Source organism: Streptomyces macrosporus (assembly GCF_039533145.1).
GTDB lineage: Bacteria > Actinomycetota > Actinomycetes > Streptomycetales > Streptomycetaceae > Streptomyces > Streptomyces macrosporus.
The window spans coordinates 297,450-323,632 of record NZ_BAAASZ010000026.1 but is presented as its reverse complement, the minus strand read 5'-3'; the positions used below and the strand labels follow the sequence as shown (position 1 = coordinate 323,632).

Annotated in this window: 26 protein-coding genes; 18 read left to right on the top strand and 8 right to left on the bottom strand. The window is 75.2% G+C overall.

Annotation, left to right across the window (positions count from 1 at the left end; genetic code table 11):
- Positions 1-32: 32 nt before the first annotated feature.
- The 4 genes from ABD335_RS18445 (at position 33) to ABD335_RS18430 (ending at position 4,577) form a co-directional block, all read left to right on the top strand.
- Positions 33-1,295 carry a hypothetical protein gene (locus ABD335_RS18445; RefSeq protein ID WP_344324363.1) on the top strand — a complete coding sequence of 421 codons (1,263 nt, stop codon included), beginning with the start codon at positions 33-35 and terminating at the stop codon, positions 1,293-1,295.
- A 203-nt stretch (positions 1,296-1,498) separates the two neighbouring features.
- Complete coding sequence (locus ABD335_RS18440; protein WP_344324359.1) at positions 1,499-2,299, top strand: hypothetical protein; 801 nt, start codon at positions 1,499-1,501, stop codon at positions 2,297-2,299.
- Positions 2,300-2,453: 154 nt separating this feature from the next.
- Complete coding sequence (locus ABD335_RS18435; RefSeq protein WP_344324357.1) at positions 2,454-3,317, top strand: (2Fe-2S)-binding protein; 864 nt, start codon at positions 2,454-2,456, stop codon at positions 3,315-3,317.
- Positions 3,318-3,542: 225 nt separating this feature from the next.
- On the top strand, positions 3,543-4,577 hold the full coding sequence (locus ABD335_RS18430; protein ID WP_344324354.1) for a DUF2637 domain-containing protein: 1,035 nt from the start codon (positions 3,543-3,545) through the stop codon (positions 4,575-4,577).
- A gap of 139 nt (positions 4,578-4,716) precedes the next feature.
- Here ABD335_RS18430 and ABD335_RS18425 read toward each other — a convergent pair whose 3' ends face one another.
- The 3 genes from ABD335_RS18425 to ABD335_RS18415 form a co-directional block, all read right to left on the bottom strand.
- Positions 4,717-5,880, bottom strand: a complete 1,164-nt coding sequence (locus ABD335_RS18425; protein ID WP_344324351.1) for a protein phosphatase 2C domain-containing protein — start codon at positions 5,878-5,880, stop codon at positions 4,717-4,719.
- A 79-nt stretch (positions 5,881-5,959) separates the two neighbouring features.
- Positions 5,960-6,442, bottom strand: a complete 483-nt coding sequence (locus tag ABD335_RS18420) for a methylated-DNA--[protein]-cysteine S-methyltransferase (RefSeq protein ID WP_344324348.1) — start codon at positions 6,440-6,442, stop codon at positions 5,960-5,962.
- Positions 6,439-7,950 carry a DNA-3-methyladenine glycosylase 2 family protein gene (locus tag ABD335_RS18415; RefSeq protein WP_344324725.1) on the bottom strand — a complete coding sequence of 504 codons (1,512 nt, stop codon included), beginning with the start codon at positions 7,948-7,950 and terminating at the stop codon, positions 6,439-6,441. The genes ABD335_RS18420 and ABD335_RS18415 overlap by 4 nt, the downstream gene beginning before the upstream one ends.
- 159 nt (positions 7,951-8,109) lie before the next feature.
- Here ABD335_RS18415 and ABD335_RS18410 point away from each other — a divergent pair, with 159 nt between their 5' ends.
- Positions 8,110-8,730, top strand: coding sequence for a helix-turn-helix domain-containing protein (locus ABD335_RS18410; protein WP_344324345.1), 621 nt, complete (start codon positions 8,110-8,112; stop codon positions 8,728-8,730).
- A gap of 31 nt (positions 8,731-8,761) precedes the next feature.
- Positions 8,762-8,992 (top strand): hypothetical protein, encoded by a 231-nt coding sequence (locus tag ABD335_RS18405; RefSeq protein ID WP_344324342.1) that lies wholly within the window; start codon positions 8,762-8,764, stop codon positions 8,990-8,992.
- 188 nt (positions 8,993-9,180) lie between these two features.
- On the opposite strand, the gene ABD335_RS18400 is transcribed toward ABD335_RS18405, so the two are convergent.
- Together ABD335_RS18400 and rsgA are read right to left on the bottom strand one after the other, a co-directional pair.
- On the bottom strand, positions 9,181-9,768 hold the full coding sequence (locus ABD335_RS18400) for a hypothetical protein (RefSeq protein WP_344324339.1): 588 nt from the start codon (positions 9,766-9,768) through the stop codon (positions 9,181-9,183).
- 136 nt (positions 9,769-9,904) lie between these two features.
- On the bottom strand, positions 9,905-11,002 hold the full coding sequence (rsgA, locus tag ABD335_RS18395; RefSeq protein ID WP_344324336.1) for a ribosome small subunit-dependent GTPase A: 1,098 nt from the start codon (positions 11,000-11,002) through the stop codon (positions 9,905-9,907).
- Positions 11,003-11,373: 371 nt separating this feature from the next.
- On the opposite strand from rsgA, the gene ABD335_RS18390 reads away from it, so the two are divergent.
- Positions 11,374-11,829 carry an SPW repeat protein gene (locus ABD335_RS18390; RefSeq protein ID WP_344324333.1) on the top strand — a complete coding sequence of 152 codons (456 nt, stop codon included), beginning with the start codon at positions 11,374-11,376 and terminating at the stop codon, positions 11,827-11,829.
- A 68-nt stretch (positions 11,830-11,897) separates the two neighbouring features.
- On the opposite strand, the gene ABD335_RS18385 is transcribed toward ABD335_RS18390, so the two are convergent.
- The gene (locus ABD335_RS18385) at positions 11,898-13,052 is read right to left on the bottom strand and encodes a YihY/virulence factor BrkB family protein (protein ID WP_344324330.1); all 1,155 of its coding nucleotides are present in this window, start codon (positions 13,050-13,052) and stop codon (positions 11,898-11,900) included.
- An 18-nt stretch (positions 13,053-13,070) separates the two neighbouring features.
- Between ABD335_RS18385 and ABD335_RS18380 the strand changes: the two genes are divergently transcribed.
- The 11 genes from ABD335_RS18380 to ABD335_RS18330 all read left to right on the top strand — a co-directional run bounded on the left by ABD335_RS18380 (position 13,071) and on the right by ABD335_RS18330 (position 23,416).
- The gene (locus ABD335_RS18380) at positions 13,071-14,555 is read left to right on the top strand and encodes an acyl-CoA dehydrogenase family protein (RefSeq protein ID WP_344324327.1); all 1,485 of its coding nucleotides are present in this window, start codon (positions 13,071-13,073) and stop codon (positions 14,553-14,555) included.
- A gap of 284 nt (positions 14,556-14,839) precedes the next feature.
- The gene (locus tag ABD335_RS18375) at positions 14,840-14,923 is read left to right on the top strand and encodes a putative leader peptide (RefSeq protein ID WP_309471194.1); all 84 of its coding nucleotides are present in this window, start codon (positions 14,840-14,842) and stop codon (positions 14,921-14,923) included.
- Between the two features lie 157 nt (positions 14,924-15,080).
- Positions 15,081-16,778 (top strand): nitrite/sulfite reductase, encoded by a 1,698-nt coding sequence (locus ABD335_RS18370; RefSeq protein ID WP_344324324.1) that lies wholly within the window; start codon positions 15,081-15,083, stop codon positions 16,776-16,778.
- Positions 16,775-16,957: a hypothetical protein gene (locus ABD335_RS18365; protein WP_344324321.1), complete on the top strand. Its 183-nt coding sequence runs from the start codon at positions 16,775-16,777 to the stop codon at positions 16,955-16,957. Before ABD335_RS18370 ends, ABD335_RS18365 begins: the two co-directional genes overlap by 4 nt.
- Positions 16,954-17,676, top strand: coding sequence for a phosphoadenylyl-sulfate reductase (locus ABD335_RS18360; protein ID WP_344324318.1), 723 nt, complete (start codon positions 16,954-16,956; stop codon positions 17,674-17,676). Before ABD335_RS18365 ends, ABD335_RS18360 begins: the two co-directional genes overlap by 4 nt.
- Before the next feature lie 75 nt (positions 17,677-17,751).
- The gene (gene cysC, locus ABD335_RS18355; RefSeq protein WP_344324315.1) at positions 17,752-18,321 is read left to right on the top strand and encodes an adenylyl-sulfate kinase; all 570 of its coding nucleotides are present in this window, start codon (positions 17,752-17,754) and stop codon (positions 18,319-18,321) included.
- 70 nt (positions 18,322-18,391) lie between these two features.
- Entirely contained in the window at positions 18,392-19,333 is a 942-nt protein-coding gene (gene cysD, locus ABD335_RS18350) for a sulfate adenylyltransferase subunit CysD (protein WP_344324311.1), read from the top strand.
- Positions 19,334-19,336: 3 nt separating this feature from the next.
- Positions 19,337-20,707 (top strand): sulfate adenylyltransferase subunit 1, encoded by a 1,371-nt coding sequence (locus ABD335_RS18345; protein WP_344324308.1) that lies wholly within the window; start codon positions 19,337-19,339, stop codon positions 20,705-20,707.
- 192 nt (positions 20,708-20,899) lie between these two features.
- Positions 20,900-21,715, top strand: a complete 816-nt coding sequence (locus ABD335_RS18340) for an ABC transporter ATP-binding protein (RefSeq protein WP_425583667.1) — start codon at positions 20,900-20,902, stop codon at positions 21,713-21,715.
- Positions 21,702-22,619 (top strand): ABC transporter permease, encoded by a 918-nt coding sequence (locus tag ABD335_RS18335; RefSeq protein ID WP_344324305.1) that lies wholly within the window; start codon positions 21,702-21,704, stop codon positions 22,617-22,619. The genes ABD335_RS18340 and ABD335_RS18335 overlap by 14 nt, the downstream gene beginning before the upstream one ends.
- 8 nt (positions 22,620-22,627) lie before the next feature.
- A complete protein-coding gene (locus tag ABD335_RS18330; protein WP_425583666.1) occupies positions 22,628-23,416 on the top strand; it encodes a sirohydrochlorin chelatase in 789 nt (262 codons plus the stop codon).
- A 204-nt stretch (positions 23,417-23,620) separates the two neighbouring features.
- Here the strand turns inward: ABD335_RS18330 and mgt are convergent, their stop codons facing one another.
- Entirely contained in the window at positions 23,621-24,820 is a 1,200-nt protein-coding gene (gene mgt / locus ABD335_RS18325) for a macrolide-inactivating glycosyltransferase (RefSeq protein WP_344324302.1), read from the bottom strand.
- Between the two features lie 59 nt (positions 24,821-24,879).
- On the bottom strand, positions 24,880-26,175 hold the full coding sequence (locus tag ABD335_RS18320) for an SAV2148 family HEPN domain-containing protein (RefSeq protein WP_344324299.1): 1,296 nt from the start codon (positions 26,173-26,175) through the stop codon (positions 24,880-24,882).
- Positions 26,176-26,183: the final 8 nt, after the last annotated feature.

Below are 26,183 nucleotides of genomic sequence, written 5' to 3'. Positions count from 1 at the left end.
ACGGTTCCGCCCGCTTCGAAGGTTCTCCGCCCATGACCGCCTCGCCCGTGCTCCTGGCCGCCGATCACGTCGCCGGCGCCGTCCACCTCCTCGCCCTCCCGGAGGGCAGGCCGCTCGCCCACCTGACGGACCGCCACGTGTCCGAGCACGCGGGCTTCCTGGCCCTGCCCGGCGACCGGGTGGCGTTCGTGGACGACCGGGCGGGCGAGCTGGTGGTGCTCGCCCCGTTCGAGGCGGCACGCGGCGGGGAGCCCGTCGTCGCCACGGTGCCGGTGGCCGTCCCCGCCGAACACCTGGCCGCCGACCCGACCGGGCGGCACGTGGTGGTCACCACCGGCCTGGGCCGCGCCGAGGAGCCGTGGAGCGACCTGCTGACCGCCGTGGACCTGGCCGCGGCGGGCGGACCGCACGCCGTGCGGGTGCGCACCCGGGTGGGCGAGCCGGGCGCGACCCTCCCGGCGGGCGACGGCCCGACGGAGGGCCCCCTGGCCGTCGTGCGGCACCGCGAGCCGGGCTCGTGGGACGTCCACCGCCACGCCGACCTGCTCGCCGCCGGACCGGGCTGTCCCGTCGTCGAGCCGTACGCGCGCCTCCCCCTGCCCGACGACGGGCACGGCGACGCCCACGACCCGGTCACCGGACGGCTGTTCGCCGCCACCGGCTCCGGGGTGCACCGGGCGCGCCGGGCGGGCGACCGGCTGGTGACCGAGCCGCCGCTGCCGTGGGCGGCGGACGGCCGCGCCGGGGGACGCGGCCACTTCCTGCGGATCGACCCGCGCCGCCGGCTGCTGTGGTCCTGCCTGCGCGGCGGCCCGGCGGACCCCGCCGACTGGCCCGCCTGGACCAACGACGCCTGGTGGCACCACCTGGACACCGGCCGCACCGGCCGGGTGGAACTGGGCGAGGGGCTGGTGTTCCGGATGGCGATCGCCGAGCGCCGCGTGGCGTTCGCCCGCTGCCACCCGGACGGCGACGAACTGGTGCTCCTGACCACCGACCTCTCCGGGACGGAACGTCCGCGGGTCACGGCCCGGGTGCCGCTGCCGCCGATGGAGGGCGCGCCGCGGCCCGGGGGGACGCCCTGGGACGGGGTGCAGCGGCGGGCCGTCGCCGCCTCCCCGGGCGCGCCGTGGGTGGCGGTCTCCCGGGGCGGGCACGGCGAGGTCCACCTGTTCGACGCCGACAGCGGCGTCGAGCGGGCACGCCCGACCCTCCCCACCCCACTGGACGAAGGGGGCCGTCTGGCGCTGCTCGCCCCCGGCGACGGCGCGCACGGCGATCCGGCCGGCCGGTGACCGGCGCCCGCGCCCGCGCCCGGACGCCGCGGCCGGCGGGCGGGGGCGCGCGTGACGGGCGGCCTCCTCTACCACACCAAGAGCGAACCAAGATTGTGAAACCGTTCACACTTTGCCCTTGGCGGACGCTACGGTTCGTGCTGAGATTCGCTCACATCCGGCTCGACGGCGCGCTTGGGGAGGGCACTGTGGCGGAGACCGCCATGTCACGTTCGGTACGGCCGGTCGGTTCGAGCGGTGGGGCGGGTGACGATCCCCTCGACCACGCGGTGTGGCGCTTGAGGTCGCGCGGCTGCTGGGAGGACGCGGCGGCGCTGCTGGAGCCGCACGTCGAGCGCGAGGACGCCGGCGCCGCGCTGCGGCGGGCGGCCCTGCTGGGCGAGTCGTGCATGTTCACCGGGGACGGCTGGGAGCGCGCCGAGGAGGCGCTGCGCGCGGCGGAGGCCCTGGCGGGCACGGACGAGGAGCGCGGCGCGGCCGCCTGTGAGCGCGGGCACCTGGCGTACGCCTCCTCGGTGCTGGGCGTCCGCGACCGGGCCGACGAGGCCCGCGCCGCGCTGGGGCGGGCCGCGGCGCTGCTGCCGCCCACCTCTCACCGGCGGGCGCTGCTGGACTTCCGGCGCGGTCTGATGGCCGAGCACTTCGGCGAGAGCCCCCAGTCGGCGCGGGCGGCGTACCGCCGGGCGCACGCGGCGGCGACCTCGCACGGCGACCTCCTGCTGTGCTCCTTCACCTGGCGGCACCTGGCCGGGCTCGCCCTGCGCGGCGGCGAGACGGCCGAGGCCCGGCACGGCTTCGCGGAGTCGCTGCGGCTGCGCGAGGAGCTGGGCTACCTGGTGGGCATGGCCCCGGCCCTGGTGTCCCTGGCGGAGGTCCAGCCGGAGCCGGAGGCGGAGCGGCTGCGGGCCGAGGCGCGGCGGCTGTTCCGCCTGCTGGGCGGGGTGCCGACCTGGTTGGCCGAGCGGCTGGACCTCTCCGAGGACCTGCCCGAGCCCGCCGCCTGACCGCGCTCCGACCTCCCCCCGGATCCCGCCCGGACCCGGCCGGCGCCCCTCGGGGCGACGTGCGTCACCCGGACGCCGGGCAGCGGAACCACCCAAGGTCCACTACGGTAAGGTAAGCCTTACCTGCTGACGACCTCGATTCGGTGGTACCCGCATGCCCATGCGCACCCTCGCTCCGGCGCCGACGGCGTCCGCCGCGTCGCCCTTCGCCGCGGCCTACTCCCGGCTGGCCGAAGTCCTGCCGAGTCTGCGGGTCACCGAGGCCACGAGCGGAACGGAGCTGCCGCGCGGCGGCGGCTGGGTGCCGGCCGCGGAGCTGGCCGAGGGCGGAGCCGCCCTGGACGCCTTCCTGGCCTGGGACGACGAGCAGGTGCGGCGCGACTACGGGGAGCGGGCCCGTCCGGACGTGGTCGCCAGCTTCGGGCTCCACCGCTACGCCTGGGCCGCCTGTCTGCTGGTCACCGTCCCCTGGTTCCTGCACCGTCGGGTGCCGCGCGTTCCGGTGGACGCGGTGTCCTACGACCGCGCGTCGGGGCGGATGACCGTGCGGATCGAGGAGTTCTCCTGCCTGCCCGGGGACCCGGCCCGCCGGCTGCCCGGCGCCCGCGTCGTGCCGGACGAGGAGGCGCTGCGGGCGGCCGTGCGCGAGTCCGTCGCCGACCACCTCGCCCCGATCCTGGACGCCTTCCGGCCGCGCATGCGCCGCGGGCCGCGCGCGCTGTGGGGCATGGCGACGGACGAGATCACCGAGGGCCTGTGGTACGTCGGCCACCTGCTGGGCGAGGAGCGGCGGGCGATGGCCGAGGCGGAGCTGCTGCTGCCGGGCTCCGTCGCCCCCTACCCGCGGGGCGCGGGCTTCCGGAAGCTGGCCGGGCCGAACGGCGAGACGTTCTCCACCCGGGACAGGGCGAGTTGCTGCATGTTCTACACGCTGCGCCCGCAGGACACCTGTGTCACCTGCCCGCGGACGTGCGACGCCGACCGTGTCAAGCGCCTGAGCGGATCGGCCGCCGCCTGACCGCTTCTGTAACCCGTCGGTTTCGATCACCCGACCGGATATCGTCAGTAGATTCGGCTCGCTACACTCCTGTTCGCACGTTCTGGCCACCCATGGCGGTTTCTTGGGCCCAAAGGGCCTGCCACACACTGTGTTTTCCGCCAGGATGCTGCGCGTCAACGAAGCCAATGCGAGCACGGCGGGGCCGGTCCACACGGCATGCCGCCAGGCAAGGGACACCCCCGGATGAGACTGACGGACATATCGATGAACTGGGTGCTGCCGGGCGCCGTACTGCTCCTCGGCGCCCTGGTAGCGGTCGTGTTGATGGGCCGCGGAAACGGACGCCACCGAAACGAGGAAGAGAACGCGGACTCCTGGGAGCGCATGGAGGAGCGGCGGCGCCGCAAGGAGGGGATCTACGCCATCGCCTCCTACGTCCTGCTGTTCTGCTGCGCGGGAGTCGCCGCCGCCCTCTCCTTCCGCGGCCTGGTCGGCTTCGGCCGGGAGAACCTGGGACTCTCCGGCGGCTGGGAGTACCTGGTTCCCTTCGGACTGGACGGCGCGGCGATGTTCTCCGCCGTCATCGCGGTCCGCGAGGCCAGCAACGGTGACGCCTCCCTCGGTTCCCGGCTGCTGGTCTGGCTGTTCGCGGGTGCCGCGGCGTGGTTCAACTGGGTGCACGCCCCGCGCGGCGACGAGCACGCCGGCGCCCCGCAGTTCTTCGCCGGCATGTCGATCGCGTCGGCGATCCTCTTCGACCGGGCTCTGAAGCAGACCCGCCGCTCCGCCCTGCGCGAGCAGGGACTGGTGCCGCGTCCGCTGCCGCAGATCCGGGTCGTGCGGTGGCTGCGCGCGCCCCGCGAGACCTACGCCGCCTGGTCGTTGATGCTCCTGGAGGGCGTGCGGACGCTGGACGAGGCGGTCGACGAGGTCCGCGAGGAGCGGCGCCGCAAGGAGCAGGAGCGCGCCCGCGCCCGTGAGCAGAAGAAGCTGGAGCGGGCCCGACTGCGGGCGATCAGCCGCGGCCGGCTGCCGCATCAGGACGACGGTCCCCAGGTGGAGTTGGAGCGCGGCGCGAGCGCTCCGCAGCCCAACCGGCCGCGCGCCGCGCTCCAGGCGGCCTCGGACGACTCCGGCGGCGGGGTCGGCGCGGACGGGCTGCGCAAGGTCGAACCGCCGCGCCCCGGAGGCTCGTTCGATTCGGACGAGAGCCTCACCAGCCCGCGGCTGGACTCGCTGGAGGCCAAACTCGCCGCGATCGAGAAGCAGTTCGGCTAGTCGACGAGGCCGGTGGACACTCCGGCCGTTCGCTTCGCCCCGGTCCGCGCCCCGCGGACCGGGGCGAGCCGCGTTCGGGGGGCGTGCGGGTCGGGGCGTGTTCGGGGCGCGGGTCCGTCGCCGGCCGGCCCGCCGCGGGTCAGTGCTCCCAGACCGCGGCGGCCGTGCGGTCGTCGGCGTGGCCCTCGACCCTCAGCCGAGCGTCCACCAGGAAAGCGGCCAACCCGGGGGGTTCGCGGTCCACCCAGCGCTCGGCCAGCCGGTCGGCGAAGGCGCGCTCGTCCCGCATCGGACCGGCCAGGCCCGCGCTGCACAGCAGCAGGGTGTCGCCCGGGCGGGCGACGGAGGCCCGGAAACGGAACGGCCCGGGCATCGCGGGCGCGGGCCCGGGGTCGGGGACGAGGCCGCCCCCGGACTCCTCGGGACGGGTTCCCCGCTCCGCCCCCGTCCCCCGGCCGCCGGGATCGATGTCCTGCCACGTCCCGTCCCGCAGCCGGAACAGGCCGCCGTCGCCCACCCCGAAGAACACCCGGACACGGCACTCGGGGTCGGCGGACAGCAGCAGACAGCGCAGGTCGGCGGTGTACTCCTCGGCCTCCAGGCCCAGTTCGGCCGCACGGGCGCGCAGCCGGCCGTAGCCGCGGCCCATCAGCCGGTGCAGGCCCGACTTCAGATCGCCCCGACGGGCGGCGCGGATGTCCTCGGCCAGCCGGGCGTGGCTGTGCCCGACGGCCGACCCCACCCACCGGCATATCTCCCGCGCGGCCCGGTGCGCCTCGATGGCGGTGCGGGCGCCGGCGGCGACGGCGACGAGCACCAGCGCGTCCTCGCCGCTGCCGAAGCGGGCGGTGAGCAGGGCGTCGCGGCGCGGCTCGCCCCGGTAGCGGGACGAGTCGCCGCGCAGGGAGACGGCGCGCAGGGTGAAGGACCCGTACCGGGCCCCCTCCAGCACGGTGTCCGGCGTCAGGTCGGCCAGTTCGTCGGGGTCGGCGGCGGGCAGGGCGGTCGGCTCGGACTCGTAGCCGGGGGGACGGTCGCCCACGAAGTCGGGGACGGGGACGGCGGGGGCCGCGGGGGGCTCGGTGCCTCCGGAGGGCTCGGGGCCCGCGGGGGCTTCGGCGGTCCCGGCCGCCTCCCGCGGCGCCGGCGCCGGGGACCGGCCCACGCCGACCGTGCCGGCGGCGGAGTCGAAGCGTTCGTCGACGCTGTCGTCCGCCGGCGCGCGGCCGGTGTCCGGCGCGTCCTCGTCGTAGAGCCGGCCCCACCAGTCGGACCCGCCCGCGTTCTCCCCCTGTCGGCTCATGCCCCCGATTGTCCACGCCCGCGCCGGACCGGTCACCCCGGCCACGTTCCGCGTGTCCGGGGCGCCTTGGGGCCGGGCGTCAGAGCACCCCTTCGAGGGCGAGCAGGTGCCGCTTGCGGTCCAGTCCGCCCGCGTACCCGGTCAGCGAGCCGTTCGCGCCGATGACGCGGTGACAGGGACGCACCACCATCAGCGGGTTGGAGCCGACCGCGCCCCCGACGGCCCGCACCGACCGCGGCTCCAGACCCGCCATGGCGGTCAACTCGCCGTAGGTGACGGTGCTGCCGTAGGGGATGCGGTCCAGGGCCGCCCAGACCCGCTCGCGGAACTCCGAGCCCCGGGTGGCCAGGGTGAGGTCGAACTCCTTCGCCTCCCCGGCGAAGTAGGCGTCGAGCTGCCGGGTCGCCTCGGCGAAGGCGGCGTCGTCGCGCCGCCAGTCGGGCAGCACCCGGGCACCGCCCTTCTGGCCGGGCACGGTGATCGAGGACAGCGCGCCGGGCTCGGGGCCCGCGATCAGCAGGTCGCCCAGCGGGCTGGGGTGGATGGTGTACAGGGTGCTCATCGCGTCTCCGGGGTCGTGGTGTTCCGGGGGTCCGGTGGGGTCTGCGGGCGTCGGGACGCCGCGTTCCACAGGTGGTGCAGGGCGTAGGAGCGCCAGGGTCGCCAGCCCTCGGCGCGCTCCGCCGCGTCCGCGGGCCGCGCCGGCCCGTGCCGGAGGTCCGCGTCGCAGGGCAGGAAGACGTCCGGGTCGCCCAGCGCGCGCATCCGGACCCAGCCCGCCGTCCACGGGTCGACGCCGGGCAGCGCGAGCAGCGCCCGCTCGGCCTCCTCACGGTCGGCACCGGGGTCGAGGACGACGGTGCCGTCGGCGAGGGCCCCGGCGACCTCGCGGATCGTCCGGCGCCGGCTCTCGGGCACGTCCAGTTCGGCCAGGGGTGCCTCGGCGAGGTTGTCGGGGGCGGGGAAGAGGTGGGTGAGGGCGCCGTCGGGCGCGGGCAGCGGCTTGCCGTACGCCGCCACGAGGGCGCCCGCCAGGGCGCGGGCCGCGCCCGCCGTGGTCCGCCGGCCGAGCACGGCGCGCACCGCCAGTTCGTGGGGGTCGACCGTGCCGGGCGAGCGCAGTCCGGGCAGCCGCCGCACCAGGGGGCCCACCATCGGGTCGGCGCCCAGGCGTTCGGCGACGGCGTAGGGGTCGGCGTCCAGGTCGAACAGCCGCCTCACCCGCTGGACGGCCGTGGTCAGGTCCCGCAGGTCGGTCAGGTGCAGCCGGCACGGCAGCCAGCCCCCGCCCGCACCGCCTCCCGCATCGCCGCCCGCCTCCTCGACCTCCGCGATCCCGTGCCCGTACGGCAGGGCCAGGGTGCGCCGGTAGGTGCGGGCGCCCGGCTCGCCGACGACCTCCTCGACGCCGGGAACGGCCCGCCGCCCCAGGAACGCGAACACCTCCCCGGCGGCGTACGGCCCCCGGTAGGCGAGCCGCAGGGCCACTCCCCCGCCCTCGGCGACCGGCCGGCCGCGGCCGGCGGCGCGCAGTTCGCGCGGCGTGCGGGCGTGGATCTCGCGGATGGTGTCGTTGAACTGCCGCACGCTGGCGAAGCCGGAGGCGAAGGCGATCTCGGTGACCGGCAGGGTCGTGGTCTGGAGCAGCACCCGGGCGGTGTGCGCCCGCTGCGCGCGGGCCAGGGCCACCGGTCCGGCGCCGAGTTCGGCGGTGAGCTGGCGGCGGACCTGGCGGACGCTGTAGCCCAGGCGGCGGGCGAGCCCTTCGACGCCCTCGCGGTCCACGATCCCGTCGGCGATCATCCGCATCGCGCGGCCGACGAGGTCGGCCCGCACGTTCCACTCCGCCGAGCCGGGCACGGCGTCCGGGCGGCAGCGGCGGCAGGCCCGCAGACCGGCCCGCTGGGCGGCGGCGGCCGAGGGGAAGAAGCGGACGTTCCGCCGCTTGGGGGTCACGGCCGGACAGCTCGGGCGGCAGTAGATGCCGGTGGTGAGCACGCCGGTGAAGAACACCCCGTCGAACCGCTCGTCCCGGCTGCGGACCGCCTCGTACCTGCTCTCGTCGTCCATCACGCCTCCAGTGTGCGCCGCCGGACGTCCCGCCACTGGCGGAAATCGGACGCGGTGGTGCGCGGCGTCGGGGGCTTCCGATCGCACCGCGGCCACTTTCCAAAGAAATTTTTGCAAAAAAGCGTTGCAAAGATTCCTTTGCAACTCTACGGTCGTGGCATGTCCGATCCCCGTCACTCCGTCCGCGTCCTGGACCCGCGCTCGCTGCGCGCCCTCGCCCACCCCCTGCGCATCCGCATCTTCGACGCGCTGCGCGAACACGGCCCCGCCACGGCGTCCCGCCTGGCCGACCGGCTCGGCGAGTCCAGCGGGGCGACGAGCTACCACCTGCGACGGCTCGCCGCGTACGGCTTCGTCGAGGAGGACACCGAGCGCGGCACCGCGCGGGAGCGCTGGTGGCGGGCCGCGCACCGGGGCACGCGGCTGGACGACGTCGAAGGGCTCGTCCGGCACCCCGACCCCGAGGTGCGCGGCGCGCTGACCCTGCTCATGCACGAGACGGCCGGCCGGCACACCCGTGAGCTGAACACCTGGCTGGGCACGATGCACGAGTGGCCCGAGGAGTGGCGGCAGGCCGCGGACCTCAGCAGCTTCACCCTGCGCCTCACCCCCGAACTGGCCGGGGAGCTGAACGAGAAGCTCCACGACCTGATCGAGAACTACCGGGAGCGGGCCGTCGAGGACGACGAGCGGAGCGAACGCGTCCGCTTCCACCTCCACGCCTTCCCCCGCGCCGAGGACGCCGAGAACGCCAAGGACGCCGAAAACGCCGAGAACTGAGCCCGCGCCCCGACCAACCCAGGAGGCACCCGTGCACGACCCGCATCCCGAGATCCGCCTGCGCCTGGCCCGGGCGCACTCCCGTGAACTCCGCCGCCGGGCCCGCGCCCGGCACCTGGCCCGCGCCGCCGCCCGTTCCACGGCGGCACCGGGGCCGCGCCCGCGTCCGCGCCGGATCGCCGTGCGCCACCGGGTGGGCTGGGTCCTGGTCGAGACGGGGCTGCGGCTGGTCCGGTCGGGCCGGCCCGCGGTGCCGTCGTGACCACCGGCCCCGCTTCCCCCGCGCCCTCCGCCCGACCCGCCGCCGACCGCCGGCGGCGGGCGCTCCCGGCTCCGTCCCGTCCACGGTGGTGTCCGGGACCGTGCCCGAGGCCCCGCGCGGCCGGGTGCCGGGCGTGACGGCGTCCGGGGTGCCCGACGGCGACGCCGCCGGGCGGGCCGGGGGCGGGGTCAGTGCTCCGGGAGCCGCTGGAGCAGCCCCCAGGTGAACTCCGCGATCACGTCGTGGAGTTCGCCCTCCCGGTCCGGGGCGGTGAAGGCCAGCCGCCAGCGGGTGGGGGCCGAGCCCTCCATGGGCCGGGCGGGCGCGAAGGCACGGGCGACCTCGTCGACCGTGCAGCTCCAGGGCGTCAGGTCCTCGACCGTGCGCGGGTCGGGGCCGGCCGCGCCGGGAGCGCGCACCAGCCACTCGTTCCACACCGCCCCGCCCGGCGCGGTCAGCACCTCCAGGCGCAGGTCGGGCCAGAGCGCCACCGGCCAGCGCAGCGCCCGGCAGTCCAGGTCGCCCACGCGGCGGGGCTCCACGGCCTCGGGCTCGCCGAGCACCGAGCGGTAGCGGGCCACCGCGCCGCGGGCGCGCGGGGAGCGCACCATGGCCTGCCAGCGGCGGTTGGCCTCGCGCATCTCGGCCCGGTCGGCGTCCAGTTCGCGCAGGGCGTCCAGCACCTTCTCGGGCTGGAAGTCGGCCATCCGGCGCAGCAGGACGAGCTGGAACTGCCGGGGGCCGAACGGGGTCGGCGCGTCGGTCGGGTCGGTCATGGTGCGTGCTCCTCGGTCGAACCGGATGCCGCGGAGGGCGGTCCGGGCGCGGCGCGTCCGCCGTCGTCCGGGGCGACGGTAGCAACCGGCCACCGTCGCCCCGCTCGTGTCCGCGCGCCGGCGGCAGGGCCGGCCCCTACCGCCGCGGGCCGCGCTTGCGTTCCATCGCGTCGCGGCCGATCGCCTGCTTCCGCTTCCAGTCGCGCCGCAGCTCGGAGCGGAGCCGGGCGTCGGTGCGGGCCGCGAGGTACCGGTTCTCCCGCAGCAGCCTGCGGTAGCTGTCCAACCGGCGTTCGGACAGGGTGCCGTCGTCGACGGCGGCGAGGACGGCACACCCCGGCTCGGTGGTGTGCGCGCAGTCGCGGAAGCGGCAGTCGCGCGCCGTCTCCTCGATGTCGGAGAAGGTCCGGCCGAGCCCTTCCTCGGCGTCCCACAGTCCGACGCCGCGCAGTCCGGGGGTGTCGATGAGGACGCCGCCGCCGGGCAGGGCGAACAGCTCGCGGGCGGTCGTGGTGTGCCGTCCCTTGCCGTCGCTCGCCCGGGTCTCCCGGACCGCCAACACCTGCTGTCCGACCAGCGCGTTGACGAGGGTGGACTTGCCCACGCCGGACTGTCCGAGCAGGACGGCGGTGCCGCCGCCGAGCACGGCGGCCAGCACGTCCAGCCCCTCGCCGGTGCGGGCGCTGACCGGCAGCACCGTCACGCCCGGCGCCACCGCCTCGGCGTCGGCGACGGCGTGGTCGGCGTCCGGGGCGAGGTCGGCCTTGGTGAGGACGACCAGCGGTCGGGCGCCGCTCTCCCAGGCCAGGGCGAGGAAGCGCTCCAGCCGGCCGAGGTCCGGCGGGACGGCGAGGGAGACGGCGACGACGGCGTGGTCGACGTTGGCGGCCAGCACCTGTCCCTCGGAGCGCTTGGAGGAGGTGGAGCGGACGAAGGCGGTGCGCCGGGGCAGCACGGCGCGCACCTCGGGAAGGCCGCCGGCGCCGGGGCCGAGGGCGACCCAGTCGCCGGTGCACGGGCCGTGCGTCGGGTCCGGTCCGGCGACGGGCGCGGTGTCGGCCCGGACGGTGCCGTCGGCGGTGACGGCCTCGCACCGGCCGCGGTCCACGCGGACCACGCGGGCGGGGAGCAGGCCCCGCCGCTCGTGGGGGACGAAGGCCGCGGCGGTCCGTTCGTCCCAGCCGTAGAGGGCGAGCGGGTGCGCGGAGGCGGGGGTGGTGTCGGAGACGTTCAAGGGGGATGGCCCTTCGGAAAGGGCGGTCCCGGCGCGCTGGGCTGCCGGTGTCGGCGGCGCGTGGTCAGCCGGAGACCGCGGAGGTGGGACGGACGGACCTGTGCCGGTGGGCGGCGCCCACGGCGACGGCGACGGCGGTCATGGCCCTCACCTCCCGTTCTCCTCGGTCTCGACGGCGCGCGGACGGCCCGCGCTCCTTTCCGCGGCCGACCCTAGGACGGCGTCGTCTCCCCTCGCCACCCTTTTTCCGCGTCTTCCCCCGCCCCTTTTCCACGCCGTCGCCTTTGGGGCGGTTCTTCGGGAAGACACAGAAGGGCAAATGGGTGAAAATTGGGATATAAGAGAGCGAGTCTCCAAGGAGGTGGCTTCAGATGGCCGCACCCACGTCACGCATCGAAGAACACCCTGATCTGGTGGAGATGCGTGCACGCTACGCACAGGCGGCGTCGACCCCCACCGCTCGGGGCCTGGAGGCCCTGACCATGCTGACCGGTCTGTACCTGGCGATCTCCCCGTGGATCGTGGGCTTCGACGGGCTCGCCAGGCTGACCGTCAACAACCTCGTCTGCGGTGTGACGCTCGCGCTGCTCGGTCTGGCCTTCGCCACGGCCTACGAGCGCACCTACGGCATGAGCTGGATTCCGGCCGCGATCGGCGTGTGGATGATCGTCTCTCCCTGGGTCGTCGCAGGGGAGGTGGACACCACCCGCACCATCGTCAACAACGTGATCGTCGGTGCCCTGGCCATCCTCCTCAGCCTGGCGCTCCTGGCCATCGGCAGGGGCGGCAGGAGCGCCCAGGCCGGCGGTGGTCGCGGGAGGAGGTGACCGCAGCCGGGTGACCGGCCACGAACGGCCCGGGGCGCGTCACACGCCCCGGGTCCGCCGTGTCCGGGTCAGTGGCGGCGGCGGGAGCGCAGCCGGGAGCGCACGTCGGCCGGCGGCAGGAACTTCGTCCAGCGTTCGGGGAACTCCGCCGGCGGCTCGCCCGTCCCCTCGTCCTCGTCGTCGTCCTCGTCGTCCCCGCCGTCGCCGCCCTCGGCGTCCCGCATCGCGCGCCGCGCCGCCGCCGCGGCGACGACCTCGGCGGCGGCCTGCTCGCGGGCGCGCTCGGTGGCACGACGGGCGGCGGCGGTGGAGACCGAGGGCCACACGTGGTCGATGGCGGCGTTGACGGCGGCCCCGACCAGGACGGCGAACGCCGAGATGCCGATCCACAGCAGGACGGCCACGGGCGCGGCCAGCGACCCGTACAGCGTCGGGCCCGCCACCGTGCGGGTGAGGTAGAGGCGCAGCAGGAAGCTGCCCAGGATCCACATCAGCAGGGCGACCAGCGAGCCGGGCACGTCCTCCACCCACGGCGAGCGGACGGGCACCGAGACGTGGTACAGCGTGGTGAGGAAGGCGATGGACACCAGCACCACCACGGGCCAGTAGAGGATCGGCACGAGCGGCTCCAGCGGGGGAACCCACTGCACCAGCGCGTCCGGGCCGACGATCAGCAGCGGCAGCGCAACCGCGCCCAGGGGCAGCGCCACCAGGTAGAGCCCGAAGGCCAGCAGCCGGGTCGCGACGATGCCGCGGTGCCCGTCGAGCCCGTACATGACGGTGATGGTGTCGATGAAGACGTTCACCGCGCGCGACCCGGACCACAGCGCGAGCGCGAAGCCGACGGAGATCACGTCGGGCCGCCCGCCCTCGATCACGTCGTCGAGCAGCGGCTCCGCGATCTCGCTGACGCCCCGCTCGGACAGGACGGCGGCGGACGCCTCCAGGATGTTGGCGCGGACGCTGGCGATGGTGTCGGTGCCGATCCAGGCGTCGAAGTAGCCGAGCAGCCCGATCAGGCCCAGCAGCAGCGGCGGCAGCGACAGCAGGGTGAAGAAGGCGGCCTCCGCGGCCAGCCCCAGGACCCGGTACTCCACGCAGGAGTTGACGGTGTCCTTCAACAACAGCCAGGCGAGCTTCCGTTTGGGGACGTTGCGGTACAGGGCACGGGCCCTGCGCAGCGTGCTCGCGGACTGCCTGGGAGATGACGGGGCTGGTTCCACGTCCCTAACGTATCCGGCATGTCTTCCGCGACTCACACCCCGGCCGGCGGGCCGGCGCCCCTGACCGCCTGCGACGTCTTCTCCTCCGACCGCGCCCTGGTCGAGGGCGTCGACCGGTACGCGGACGCCGGGCGGGCCGCGGAGGTCCGCGCCGAGCCGGCCGGGCCGGGGCGGGCGGCCGGATCGGCCGGCGGCCGACCGGAGCCGGACGGCGAACTGGGGCGGACGGCGGCCCTCCTGGTGTGGGCGCAGGTCGACCCCGGGCACGGCCTGTCGCTGTCGGCGGCGCACGCGGTCGCCGCCGCGCTGCGCGCGGACCCCGGACTCGCGGCGGCCGTCCCGCTGCCGTCGGTCCCGCCCGCCCACGGCCTCGGGGACGGCACCGGAGACGGAGCCCGGCCGGCGGCCGGGGTGGTCACGCCGAGGGGGCCGGACGGCATCCGCGCCGAGCCCGGGCCCGACGGGACGGAGGAGGCCGAGGGGAGGGAGGCCGAGGGGAGGGGGCACGTCCTCGCCGGACGCGGCCGGCTCCGCCCGGCGGCCGCGGCGGACGTCCTCCTGGTCCGGGCGCGGACGGCCGACGGGCCGGCCTGGTTCCTGGCGCCGCGGACGCTGCCGGACGGCACCCGCAACGGCCCGAGCACACGGCGGCCGGCGGACGGGTCCGGGGCGTGGCCGGGTCCGGCGGCGGAGGTGGAGTTCGACGGCACGGCCCGGGCCCGGCGGATCGGCGGGGAGGACCGGGGTCCCGCCGCGGCGGTGACCGAGACGCTGCGACTGGACCGCGTGACCTGCTCGGCGGCCGTGCTGCGGCAGGCGGTGACCCGGGCCGTCCACCACGCCGCGCACCACGGGGCGCCGGGCGAGGAGGGCCCGACGCGCAACGTGCTGGCCGACCTGGCGGTGGAGTCGGAGGCGGCGACCGCGCTCGCGCTGCGGCTGGCCGCCGCGCGCGACGGCGGCACCGACCGGGACCGCGCCCTGCTGCGGGCGGTGGTGCCGGCGGCCGCGTACTGGGTGGCCGGGCGCTGCGCGCCGGTGGCCGCCGAGGCGCTGGACCTCCTGGGCGACGACGGCTGCGCCGGCGGGCCGGGGACTCCCCCGCTGCCGCGCGAGGCGCCGCCGGACCCGGCCGGCGAGAGCGGCGGCGCCCTGGCCCTGGAGGCGCTGCGGGTGGTGCGCGAGGACCCGGAGGCGCTGACCGCCGTCCTTTCCGAGATCGGACGGGCCCGGGGCGCGGACCACCGACTGGACGGCGCGATCCGGGACCTGCTGGGCGAGCTGGCCGATCTGGAGGGGATCGAGGCGCGGGCCCGGCGGCCGGTCGAGCGGATGGTGCTGGTGCTCCAGGGCGCGCTGCTGGTGCGGCACGCGCCGCCGGAGGTCGCCGACGCCTTCTGCGCGTCCCGGCTGGGCGGCGAGCGGGGCACGGCCTTCGGCACCCTGCCGGCCGCCCTGGACCTGGCCGCGATCGTGGAGCGGGCCCGTCCGGCGGTCGGCTGAGGCGTGCCGCGTCCGGCACGGACGGCCGCCGTGCGCCGCCCGCCCGTGCCTCCCACGAGACCCGTGCCCCCCATGAGGGCGGGGCCCGGGAAGCACGGCTCCCGTAGGGCCGACGGAGCCGACACCGCGGTCGGGAAGGGGACCTCCCGTCCCCGCTCCGGGCCCCTGGTCGGGGCCGTAAACCCACTTGTGACCGAAACCACACATCTCGCTGAGCGAGACATTGCTGTCCAAATCACGGACATCGGTGGACTGCCGCGAGATGCGCGTGCGACTCTTCTGCCATGTCTCGAGCTGGAATCGCCTTGGTGAGTCGGCGGCACGTCGACCTCGGCCGCATGTCCAGCGCCATCTGTCCGGCGGGCTGACAGTCCCAGCACCGCCGTACACCGCCGCCCCTCCCGCAGAGGGCGAGCGAACCTCCCGCCTCACGTCCGTACCCGGATCCGTGCACGTCCGCGCGTTCCGTGCGGACCCGGGCCGCTTCCGTGCAGCCGAGTCCAGCCGAAGGACAAGAACACCGCCATGGCCGACACCGCCAAGCCAGCCAGCGCTGCCCCGTCCCGCCGCAAGGCCGGCCGCCACCGTGGCGAGGGCCAGTGGGCCGCCGGGCACTTCACCCCGCTCAACGGCAACGAGCAGTTCAAGAAGGACGACGACGGTCTCAATGTGCGGACACGCATTGAGACGATCTACTCCCGCACCGGCTTCGCCTCCATCGACCCCAACGACCTGCGCGGCCGGATGCGTTGGTGGGGCCTGTACACCCAGCGCCGCCCCGGCATCGACGGCGGTAGAACGGCCGTCCTGGAGCCGGAGGAGCTGGAGGACGAGTACTTCATGATGCGCGTCCGCGTCGACGGCGGGCGCCTGACCACCGAGCAGCTCCGCGTCATCGGCGAGATCTCCCAGGAGTTCGCCCGCGGCACCGCCGACATCACCGACCGGCAGAACATCCAGTACCACTGGATCCGGATCGAGGACGTCCCGGAGATCTGGCGCCGTCTGGAGGCCGTGGGGCTGTCCACGACCGAGGCGTGCGGCGACACCCCGCGCGCCTTCCTCGGCTCGCCGGTCGCCGGGATCGCCTCCGACGAGATCATCGACGGCACCGCCGCGCTGGAGGAGACCAAGCGCCGCGTCGTCGGCAACCCGGCCTACTCGAACCTGCCCCGCAAGTTCAAGACGGCGATCTCCGGCTCCCCGCTGCTGGACGTGGCCCACGAGATCAACGACGTGTCCTTCGTGGGCGTCCGCCACCCCGAGCACGGTCCCGGCTTCGACGTGTGGGTGGGCGGCGGCCTGTCCACCAACCCCAAGTTCGGCGTCCGGCTGGGCGCCTGGGTGCCCGAGGAGGACGTCCCGGACGTCCACGAGGGCATCGTGTCGATCTTCCGCGACTACGGCTACCGCCGGCTGCGCAACCGCGCCCGGCTGAAGTTCCTCGTCGCCGACTGGGGCCCGGAGAAGTTCCGCCGGGTGCTGGAGGACGAGTACCTGGGACGCAAGCTGGTCGACGGCCCCGCGCCCGAGTTCCCCGCGCAGCGCTGGCGCGACCACATCGGCGTCCACCTCCAGAAGGACGGCCGCTTCTACGTCGGCTTCGCCCCCCGGGTCGGCCGCGTCGACGGCGCCACCCTCACCAAGATCGCGGACCTCGCCGAGGCCCACGGCTCGGGCCGGGTGCGGACCACCCCCGAGCAGAAGATGATCATCCTCGACGTGACCGAGGACCGGGTGGAGTCCCTGGTGGACGGCCTGGAGGCGCTGGACCTGACCACGGAGCCGTCCGTCTTCCGGCGCGGCACCATGGCCTGCACCGGCATCGAGTTCTGCAAGCTGGCCATCGTCGAGACCAAGGGCCGCGCGTCCTCCCTCATCGACGAACTGGAGCGCCGCCTGCCGGACTTCGACGAGCCGCTCACCATCAACGTCAACGGCTGCCCCAACTCCTGCGCCCGCATCCAGACCGCGGACATCGGCCTCAAGGGCCAGCTCGTCACCGACGCCGACGGCAGGCAGGTCGAGGGCTACCAGGTGCACCTGGGCGGCTCCCTGGGCCTGGACCCGGCCTTCGGCCGCAAGGTCCGCGGTCTGAAGGTCACCGCCGCCGAGCTGCCCGACTACATCGAGCGCGTCCTCACCCGCTACCGCGAGGAGCGGCAGGACGGCGAACGCTTCGCGCAGTGGGCCGCCAGGGCCGACGAGGGGGCCCTGAAGTGAGCGAGCGCGCCGCGCCGTTCTACTGCCCGTACTGCGGCGACGAGGACCTGCGGCCGTCCGAAAGCGGCCACGGCGCGTGGGAGTGCGCGTCCTGCAACCGGGCCTTCAAGCTCTCGTTCCTCGGACTGCTGGCCAAGGGGCTGCGGTCCGACTCCGGCGAAGGGGAGACCTCACGATGACCGTCACGGGCGAGCGGGACACCCTGCGTCCGACCGCCGACGAACTGCAGCGACTCGCCGAGAAGGCGGGCCGCGAACTGGAGGACGCCCCGGCGTCGGAGATCCTGCGCTGGGCCGCCGAGACCTTCGGTCCGCGCTTCTGCGTGACCTCCTCCATGGAGGACGCGGTCGTCGCGCACCTCGCCTCGCGCGTGATGCCCGGCGTCGACGTGGTCTTCCTGGACACCGGCTACCACTTCCCGGAGACCATCGGCACCCGGGACGCGGTGGCGGCGGTGATGGACGTCAACGTCATCACGCTCACCCCCCGGCAGACCGTCGCCGAGCAGGACGCCGAGTACGGGCCCCGGCTCCACGACCGCGACCCGGACCTGTGCTGCGCGCTGCGCAAGGTCAAGCCGCTGGAGGAGGGGCTGAAGGCGTACGACGCCTGGGCCACGGGCCTGCGCCGCGACGAGTCCCCGACCCGGGCGAACACTCCGGTCGTGGGCTGGGACGCCAAGCGGGGCAAGGTGAAGGTCTCGCCGATCGCCCGCTGGACGCAGGAGGACGTGGACGCCTACATCGCCGAGCACGGCGTGCTGACCAACCCGCTGCTGATGGACGGTTACGCCTCCGTCGGCTGCGCCCCCTGCACCCGCCGGGTGCTGGAGGGCGAGGACGCCCGGGCCGGACGCTGGGCCGGACGCGGCAAGACCGAGTGCGGACTGCACCTTTAGAGACCTTCGGACACCTTCGGACGACGCATCGATGACGAACCCCAGACCGGATACCCGACAGGTGAGGAGCGGCGAATGAGCGGGGCGACTGTCCCCGGCGCGAACACGGCGGACGCGGGAGCCACGATCTGGCTCACCGGCCTGCCGAGCGCGGGCAAGACCACGATCGCCCACGCGCTGGCCGACCGGCTGCGCGGCGAGGGACACCGCGTGGAGGTCCTGGACGGCGACGAGATCAGGGAGTTCCTCTCCGCCGGGCTGGGCTTCTCCCGGGAGGACCGCCACACCAACGTGCAGCGCATCGGCTTCGTCGCCGAACTGCTCGCCTCCAACGGCGTGAAGGTCCTGGTCCCGGTCATCGCGCCGTACGCCGACAGCCGCGAGGCGGTGCGCAAGCGCCACCAGGCGGAGGGCACGGCGTACCTGGAGGTGCACGTGGCCACGCCGGTCGAGGTGTGCTCCGAACGCGACGTCAAGGGGCTGTACGCCAAGCAGGCCGCGGGGGAGATCTCCGGGCTGACCGGCGTGGACGACCCGTACGAGGCCCCGGTCGACCCGGACCTGCGCATCGAGGCCCACACCGAGACGGTCCGGGAGTCCGCCGACAGGCTCCACGCGCTGCTCTCCGAGAGGGGCCTGGCGTGAGCGGGTCCCGCGCGGGCGCGCGCACACGCGACATACACACCACCACACACAGGGGCGAAAGGGGCATAGCATGACGGTCGTCGCCGACATCGCCGAAGGCACCGACACCGCCGACCCGTACGCACTGACCCATCTGGACGTGTTGGAGTCCGAGGCGGTGCACATCTTCCGCGAGGTGGCGGGCGAGTTCGAACGGCCGGTGATCCTGTTCTCCGGCGGCAAGGACTCCATCGTGATGCTGCACCTGGCGCTGAAGGCGTTCGCGCCGGCTCCGCTGCCGTTCGCGCTGCTGCACGTGGACACCGGCCACAACTTCCCCGAGGTGCTCGCCTACCGGGACAAGGTGGTGGCCGAGCACCGGCTGCGGCTGCACGTGGCCTCGGTGCAGGAGTTCATCGACCGCGGCGAGCTGCGCGAACGCCCGGACGGCACCCGCAATCCGCTGCAGACCGTGCCGCTGCTGCACGCCATCGACACCCACCGCTTCGACGCGGTCTTCGGCGGCGGCCGCCGGGACGAGGAGAAGGCCCGCGCCAAGGAACGGGTGTTCTCCCTGCGCGACGAGTTCGGCGGCTGGGACCCGCGCCGGCAGCGCCCGGAGCTGTGGCAGCTGTACAACGGCCGGCACGCCCCCGGCGAACACGTCCGGGTCTTTCCGCTGTCGAACTGGACCGAGCTGGACGTGTGGCAGTACATCGCCCGGGAGAAGATCGAGCTGCCCGCCATCTACTACGCCCACGTCCGGGAGGTGTTCCGCCGAGGCGGCATGTGGCTGGCGCCCGGCGCCTGGGGCGGCCCGCGCAAGGGCGAGACCGTGGAGCGGCGGATGGTGCGCTACCGCACCGTGGGCGACATGTCCTGCACCGGCGCGGTCGACTCCGAGGCCACCACCATCGAGCAGGTGATCGCCGAGATCGCCGCCTCCCGGCTGACCGAGCGCGGCGCCACCCGGGCCGACGACCGGCTCTCGGAGGCCGCCATGGAGGACCGCAAGCGCGAAGGGTACTTCTGACCGATGACCACCGGCACCTCTGACCCCGCCGCCGGCGCGGCCGCCGCGCCGCCGGCGCCCACCTCCCTGCTGCGGTTCGCCACCGCCGGCAGCGTGGACGACGGCAAGTCCACCCTGGTCGGCCGGCTGCTGCACGACTCCAAGGCGGTGCTGGCCGACCAGCTGGAGGCCGTCGAGCACGCCTCCCGGGCCCGCGGCGCCGACGGCCCGGACCTGGCGCTGCTCACCGACGGGCTGCGCGCCGAGCGCGAGCAGGGCATCACCATCGACGTGGCCTACCGCTACTTCGCCACGCCCCGCCGGCGGTTCGTCCTGGCCGACACCCCCGGCCACGTGCAGTACACCCGCAACATGGTCACCGGCGCCTCCACCGCCGAGCTGACCGTGATCCTGGTCGACGCCCGCCACGGGGTGGTGGAGCAGACCCGCCGGCACGCCGCGGTGGCCGCGCTGCTGCGGGTGCCGCACGTGGTGCTGGCGGTCAACAAGATGGACCTGGTCGACTACGCCGAGCCGGTCTTCGCCGCGATCGCCGGCGAGTTCGCCGACTATGCCGCCTCGCTGGGGGTGCCGGAGGTGACCGCCGTGCCGATCTCGGCGCTGGCCGGGGACAACGTGGTGACCCCCAGCGCGCGGATGGACTGGTACAGCGGGCCGACCGTGCTGGAGCATCTGGAGACCGTGCCGGTCGGCCACGATCCGGCCGCCGAGCCGGCCCGGTTTCCGGTGCAGTACGTGATCCGGCCGCAGACTTCGGAGCATCCCGACTACCGGGGCTATGCCGGTCAGATCGCCGCCGGGGTGCTGCGGGTCGGGCAGGAGGTGACCGTGCTGCCGTCCGGCCGCACCACCACCATCGCCGGCCTGGACGTGCTCGGCCAGGCCGTCGAGACCGCCTGGGCGCCGCAGTCGGTCACCGTCCGCCTCGCCGACGATCTGGACGTGGCCCGTGGTGATCTGATCGCGCCCACCGCGGCGGCGCCGGCCACCACCCGGGAGGTCACCGCCACGGTCTGTCATCTGCACGACAGTCCGCTGACGGTGGGCCGGCGGGTGCTGGTCAAGCACACCACCCGGACGGTGAAGGCCGTCGTGCAGGAGATTTCCGCCCGGCTGGCGCTGGACGACCTCTCGCTGCATCCCGCGCCCGGGGAGCTGGTCGCCAACGACATCGGCCGGGTGCGGTTGCGCACCGCCGAGCCGCTGCCGGTGGACGCCTATGCGCTCTCCCGGCGCACCGGATCGTTTCTGCTGATCGATCCGGCCGACGGGGCCACCCTGACCGCCGGCATGGCCGGCGACGCCTTCACCCAGGCCACGAAGGCGACCAAGGCCGCCGCCGACGCCACGGAGGACGACGGATGGGACTTCTGACCGCGGTGAACGCCGTCCGGGGCGCCCGGGCAGGGCTGGCGGGATGCCGCCGGTGACGTCCGAACCTCCGATGCCGCACCCCCGGCACGCCCGGTTCACCCGGTACGTCCCGTACGTCCCCGCCGCGCACGCCGGCGCCCCCCAGCCGTAGAGCCGCCCGCACAGGGTGGCGAACCCCGAGAGGACTCCCCTGTGTCCACCGAACTCGCCACCCCCGCCCCGGCGCCGTCCGTCACCGGTTCCGGGGCCGGCCGGGACCGCCCGTACGCCGTGCGGCTCGACCACGTCTCGAAGTCCTTCGGCTCCCCCCGCGCCCGCCAGCAGGTGCTGGACGACATCGGGCTGACGGTCGCCCCCGGGGAGTTCGTCTGCCTGCTGGGCGCCTCCGGCTGTGGCAAGTCTACGCTGCTCAACCTGGTCGCCGGGCTGGACCGGCCGACCTCCGGCGAGGTGCGGGTGCCGCACGGACGTCCGGCGCTGATGTTCCAGGACCACGCGCTCTTCCCGTGGCTGAGCGCCGGCCGCAACATCGAACTGGCCCTCAAGCTCGCCGGGGTGCCCCGCGCCGAGCGGCGCGAGCGCGCCGAGGAGCTGCTGCGGCTGGTCCACCTGCCGGACGCCTACGGCAAGCGCGTCCACCAGCTCTCCGGCGGGATGCGGCAGCGCGTCGCGCTGGCGCGCTCGCTGGCACAGGGCAGCAGGGTGCTGTTGATGGACGAGCCCTTCGCCGCGCTGGACGCCATCACCCGCGACCTGCTCCACGACGAACTCGCCCGCGTCTGGAACGAACGGAAACTGACCGTCCTGTTCGTCACCCACAACGTGCGCGAGGCGGTACGGCTCGGTCAGCGGGTCGTCCTGCTGTCCTCGCGTCCGGGGCGCATAGCGCGCGAGTGGCGGGTGGACATCCCCCACCCCCGCCGTATCGAGGACACCGGTGTCACCTCTCTCGCCCGGGAGATCACCGGCCATCTGCACGAGGAGATCGTCCGCCATGCCCGCCACTGACACCGAGGACTCCCGCCGGACCTCCGGACAGGACCCCCGGGAGACGGGGAACAGGGCCGACGGCTCCGACGAGGTGGCGTCCGGTCTGGACGCCCTGGAGTCCCCGGACTCCACGACCGGGGCCGCCTCCCGCCGGGCGCTGGCCAAGATCGCGCCGCCGCTGGCGGCCCTCGCCCTGGTGCTCGCGCTGTGGCAGACGGCGTACGCGCTGGACTGGTCGGCGACCCTGCCGGCCCCCTCCGCCGTCCGGGACGAGCTGACCGGCGCCTGGTCGGACGGCACCCTGCTGCCCGCGCTCGGCCACAGCCTGCTGCGCTGTCTGGTCGGGTTCGCCGCCTCCGTCGCCATCGGCGTCCCCCTGGGGCTGGTGCTGACGAGACTGGCGCCGCTGCGCACGGTGCTGGGCCCGATCCTCTCCGCCGTGCAGTCCCTGCCCGCCGCCGCGCTGGTGCCGGTCGCGGTGATCGCGCTGGGGAACTCCGAGGGCGCGGTGTACGCCGTGGTGCTGCTCGGCGCCGTCCCCTCGATCGCCGTCGGGGTCACGGCCGCCGTCGACCAGGTGCCGCCGCTGCTGCTGCGGGCGGGCCGGTCGATGGGCGCCAGCGGTCTGCGCGGCGCCGTGCACGTCCTGGTGCCCGCCGCCCTGCCCGGCTTCGTGGCGGCGCTGCGGCAGGGCTGGACCTTCGGCTGGCGCGCCCTGATGACGGCCGAACTGATCACGGCCACTCCACTGCCCGGCATCGGCCGGATGCTGGACGCGGGCCGGCAGGGCGGCGAGATGAGCCTGGTGCTGGCCTCGGTGGTGCTGATCCTGGCCGTCGGCGTGGCCGTCGAGTCGCTGCTGTTCTCCCCCGTGGAGCGCCGTGTCCTGCACAGCCGCGGGCTGGCCGCGGCCGGAAGGTGAACGAGGCCGTGCGAACCCTCCCCCTGTGCTCCAGCCGCCCCGCCCTCCTCGTCGTCGCCCACGGCAGCCGCGACCCCCGTCACGCGGCGACCGTGGCGGCCCTGTGCGAGCGGCTGCGGGACCTCCGCCCCGAGGTGCGGGTCGAGATCGGCCACCTGGACTTCAACGCGCCGTCCGTCCCCCAGGCGCTCACCCGTCTCCACGCCGAGGGGGTACGCCGGGTGGTGGCCCTGCCCCTGCTGCTCACCCGCGCCTTCCACGCCAAGGCCGACATCCCGGCGGTGCTGGGCGAGACGGTCGCCCGGCTGCCGCGGCTGGCGGTCCACCAGGCCGCGGTGCTGGGCCCGGACCGGCTGCTGACGGCCGCCCTGGAGCGGCGGCTGCACGAGGCCGGGCTGCGGCCCGGCGACGAACGCTCGACCGGGGTCGTGCTGGCCTCGGCGGGCTCCAGTGACCCGGAGGCGATCGCGGTGATCGCAGATATCGCGCGGGAGTGGCGGCGCACCGCCGGTTGGTGCGCCGTGCGACCCGCGTTCGCCTCCGCATCCCTTCCCCGCACCGCGGACGCCGTCCGCGAGCTGCGCGCGGAGGGCGTCCGGCGGGTGGCCGTCGCCCCGTACGTCATCGCGCCCGGCTTCCTGCCCGACCGCATCGCCGCGGGCGCCCGCGAGGCGGACGCGGACCTGCTGGCCCCGGTGCTGGGCGACGCCCCGGAGCTGGTCGAGCTGCTGGCGCGCCGCTACGACGAGGCGCCGGCGGAGTGGTCGACGGCCGGGCACGTCCCCGTCAGCGCGTGACCATCGCCGGCAGCCTGGTGACCGTGCGCCGGTTGCGGCCCGTCACCGTGCGGCCCCGGCAGGCGGCCGCCGGCTCCGCCGCTCGGCGGTGAAGCCGGCGTTCCCGCTGTCGACGCGGCAGCACCGCGTACCTCTCCGGCTCCTCGGGGCGTCCCGTCGTGCCCGCACCCCGTGGGCGGGGGGTGACGACGGGTCGCGGGCCGGTCACGGCAGTTCCGCCTCGATCAGGTCGGCGGCGCGGCGGGGGCCGCCCTCGGCCGCCATCTCCTCGCGGATCGCGCGCAGCCGCTCGGCGACGGCGGGATCGTCCACCAGCTCCAGGACGGCGGCGCGCAGCGCGGCGGCGGTGGCCTCCTCCGCGGGCAGGTACCGGGCCACGCCCAGCCGCTGGAGCGCCTCGGCGTTGCCGAACTGGTCCGCCGCCCGCGGCACGGCCACCATCGGCACCCCGCAGGCCAGTCCCTCCTGGCTGCCGCCGGCGCCGGCGTGGGTGACGAACGCGTCGGCCTGCCGGAGGACCGCGAGCTGCGGCACCCAGGAGCGGACCTCGATGTTCGCCGGCAGGCCGTGCCCGTGGGGGTCGAGTTCCGCCGGGTCGACGTGCTTGCCGATCTGGAGGACGACGTGCCAGCCGGGCAGGTCGCCGAAGGCCGCGACGCACTCCCGGTAGAAGGCCGGCTCCTTGGTGAAGGACGATCCGAAGGAGACCAGCAGCACCTTCTCCGCCCCGGCGGGCCGCTGCCACTCCCCCTGGTGGGCGCGGTCGCCCTGGCAGGCGCCGACGAAGGTGTAGACGTCCTCATTCACCCGGTCGGCGTGGGGCTGGAGCGCCCGGGGGATCAGTACCAGGCAGCGGTCGGGGCGCCCGGCGAAGCGGTCGGGGTCGAGGGGGACGCCGTTGTCGGCCAGCCAGCGCTCGAAGCGCTCGTAGTACGCGATCCCGCGCGGACTGCGCTTCAGCTCGGCGTACATCGGCTCGGCCTCCTCCTCGTAGCCCTCCCAGGCGACCATGGCCGGGGAGAGCTGGACGTGGGGCACGCCCCAGCGGTGGGCGAGGACGCGGGCGGGGTAGGCGGCGATGTCGGCCAGGACGAGATCGGGCGTGTCGCCCTCGTACGCCTTCGCGAGCTGGGGCAGCACCCGGATCGCGTCGTCGAGGAACGGCTCGATGGTGTCGATGAACTCCGTCCCCCAGGCGTCCGGGTCGTCGGTCGGCAGGGTGGAGGTGTAGATCCTCGGCTCGGCGCCCGTGCTCGCCACCACCTCGGCGAAGGACTCCGGGATGGCGTAGGTGACGCGGTGCCCGCGCCGCACGAGCTCGCGGATCACCTCCAGGGAGGGGAACACGTGACCGGCCGAGGCGATGCCGAACACGGCGATGTGGGCGGTACGGGGGGTGGTCATGGTGCGACCCTAGGGCGGGCGGTGTCCCGCCCGCACCCGAAATGCGCGACGGGCGCCGGTCAGGAGACCGGGCGGGAGTCCGTCCACACCGACTCGAACTCCTCGCGGTAGAGGTGGAACAGCCCGTGCTCGCCGCCCTCCCCCGCGGGACCGCCGTGGACGCCCCCGTGGACGCCGCCGTGGGCACCGCCGTGGACGCCCCCGTGGACGAGGTCGCGACCACCGCCGCGGAGCACGTAGACCGGGGTCTCCATGCCTCGGACCCGGCGCAGGTACGACTGGACCACCGCGATGCCGTCCGGGCCGTCGCCGTCGACGAGGTAGGCGGTGAAGCGCGGGGTCTCGTCGAAGACGTGGATCTCGAACGCGCCGGCGTCGCGCACCCGGGAGCGGACCCGGCGCATGTGGAGGATGTTCATCTCCACCGAACGGCTCAGCTCGCCCTTCTTCAGCCCCAGCTCCCGCTCCCGGCGCCGCACCGCGCTGCTGGCCGGGTTGAGGAAGAGCAGCCGCACCCGGCATCCGGAGTCGGCCAGCCGCACCAGGCGGCGGCCGGAGTAGTTCTGGACCAGCAGGTTGAGACCTATGCCGATGGCGTCCAGGCGGCGCGCCCCGCCGAACAGGTCCTCGGCCGGGAGCTGCCGCTGGAGGCGCACCCGGTCCGGGTGGACGCCGACGACGTCGGCGAAGCGGTCGCCGACCAGCTCCTCCACCGCGTCCACCGGCAGCCGGTGGGCGGAGGGCACCTCCCGGCCGGCGCCCAGCAGGTCCAGCAGCCGGGCCGAGATCCGCTCGGCCTGGGCGAGCACGGACGGGGACAGCGCGCGGTTGCGCGCCACCGCGCTGCGGGCCACCTCCAGCTCGTCCAGGGCCAGTTCCAGCTCGCGCCGTCCGTCGAAGTACGGCTCGAAGCAGGGCCAGTGCTGGACCATCAGCTCGCGCAGCTGGGGCAGCGTCAGGAACGACAGCAGGTTGTCGTCGGCCGGGTCGAGGAGGTAGCCCTTGCGGCGGCTGACCTCGCGGACGGCCACCGCCCGCTGGACCCACTCCTGTCCGGCCGGGCCGGCCGCCGCCACGACCCACTCCTCGCCGTGCACCGGCTCGTAGATCGGCCGCAGCACCGCCGCGACCACCGCGCGCAGCCGCTGCTCCACCAGATTGAGCCAGATGTACGCCCGTCCCGCGCGCTGGGCGCGCAGGCGCACCTCGGCCCAGTCCTCGGCGTCCCAGCGGAGGTCCGTGCCGATCTCCATCGGACGTGCCAGGGACACCGTGCCGGGCGGCACTCCGGGCGGATCGGCGGCACCGCCCTCGCCCCCGTCACCTGGGGGGAGCTCAAGCCCTCCCGAGCTCAACCTGTGCA

What these genes read in the sequence shown, in the direction of transcription:
- ABD335_RS18445 (WP_344324363.1), top strand. Translation starts at nt 33, where the DNA reads ATGACCGCCTCGCCCGTGCTCCTGGCCGCCGATCACGTCGCCGGCGCC.
- ABD335_RS18440 (WP_344324359.1), top strand. Translation starts at nt 1,499, where the DNA reads ATGTCACGTTCGGTACGGCCGGTCGGTTCGAGCGGTGGGGCGGGTGAC.
- ABD335_RS18435 (WP_344324357.1), top strand. Translation starts at nt 2,454, where the DNA reads ATGCCCATGCGCACCCTCGCTCCGGCGCCGACGGCGTCCGCCGCGTCG.
- ABD335_RS18430 (WP_344324354.1), top strand. Translation starts at nt 3,543, where the DNA reads ATGAGACTGACGGACATATCGATGAACTGGGTGCTGCCGGGCGCCGTA.
- ABD335_RS18425 (WP_344324351.1), bottom strand. Translation starts at nt 5,880, where the DNA reads ATGAGCCGACAGGGGGAGAACGCGGGCGGGTCCGACTGGTGGGGCCGG.
- ABD335_RS18420 (WP_344324348.1), bottom strand. Translation starts at nt 6,442, where the DNA reads ATGAGCACCCTGTACACCATCCACCCCAGCCCGCTGGGCGACCTGCTG.
- ABD335_RS18415 (WP_344324725.1), bottom strand. Translation starts at nt 7,950, where the DNA reads ATGGACGACGAGAGCAGGTACGAGGCGGTCCGCAGCCGGGACGAGCGG.
- ABD335_RS18410 (WP_344324345.1), top strand. Translation starts at nt 8,110, where the DNA reads ATGTCCGATCCCCGTCACTCCGTCCGCGTCCTGGACCCGCGCTCGCTG.
- ABD335_RS18400 (WP_344324339.1), bottom strand. Translation starts at nt 9,768, where the DNA reads ATGACCGACCCGACCGACGCGCCGACCCCGTTCGGCCCCCGGCAGTTC.
- ABD335_RS18390 (WP_344324333.1), top strand. Translation starts at nt 11,374, where the DNA reads ATGGCCGCACCCACGTCACGCATCGAAGAACACCCTGATCTGGTGGAG.
- ABD335_RS18380 (WP_344324327.1), top strand. Translation starts at nt 13,071, where the DNA reads ATGTCTTCCGCGACTCACACCCCGGCCGGCGGGCCGGCGCCCCTGACC.
- ABD335_RS18375 (WP_309471194.1), top strand. Translation starts at nt 14,840, where the DNA reads ATGTCTCGAGCTGGAATCGCCTTGGTGAGTCGGCGGCACGTCGACCTC.
- ABD335_RS18370 (WP_344324324.1), top strand. Translation starts at nt 15,081, where the DNA reads ATGGCCGACACCGCCAAGCCAGCCAGCGCTGCCCCGTCCCGCCGCAAG.
- ABD335_RS18360 (WP_344324318.1), top strand. Translation starts at nt 16,954, where the DNA reads ATGACCGTCACGGGCGAGCGGGACACCCTGCGTCCGACCGCCGACGAA.
- cysC (WP_344324315.1), top strand. Translation starts at nt 17,752, where the DNA reads ATGAGCGGGGCGACTGTCCCCGGCGCGAACACGGCGGACGCGGGAGCC.
- cysD (WP_344324311.1), top strand. Translation starts at nt 18,392, where the DNA reads ATGACGGTCGTCGCCGACATCGCCGAAGGCACCGACACCGCCGACCCG.
- ABD335_RS18345 (WP_344324308.1), top strand. Translation starts at nt 19,337, where the DNA reads ATGACCACCGGCACCTCTGACCCCGCCGCCGGCGCGGCCGCCGCGCCG.
- ABD335_RS18335 (WP_344324305.1), top strand. Translation starts at nt 21,702, where the DNA reads ATGCCCGCCACTGACACCGAGGACTCCCGCCGGACCTCCGGACAGGAC.
- mgt (WP_344324302.1), bottom strand. Translation starts at nt 24,820, where the DNA reads ATGACCACCCCCCGTACCGCCCACATCGCCGTGTTCGGCATCGCCTCG.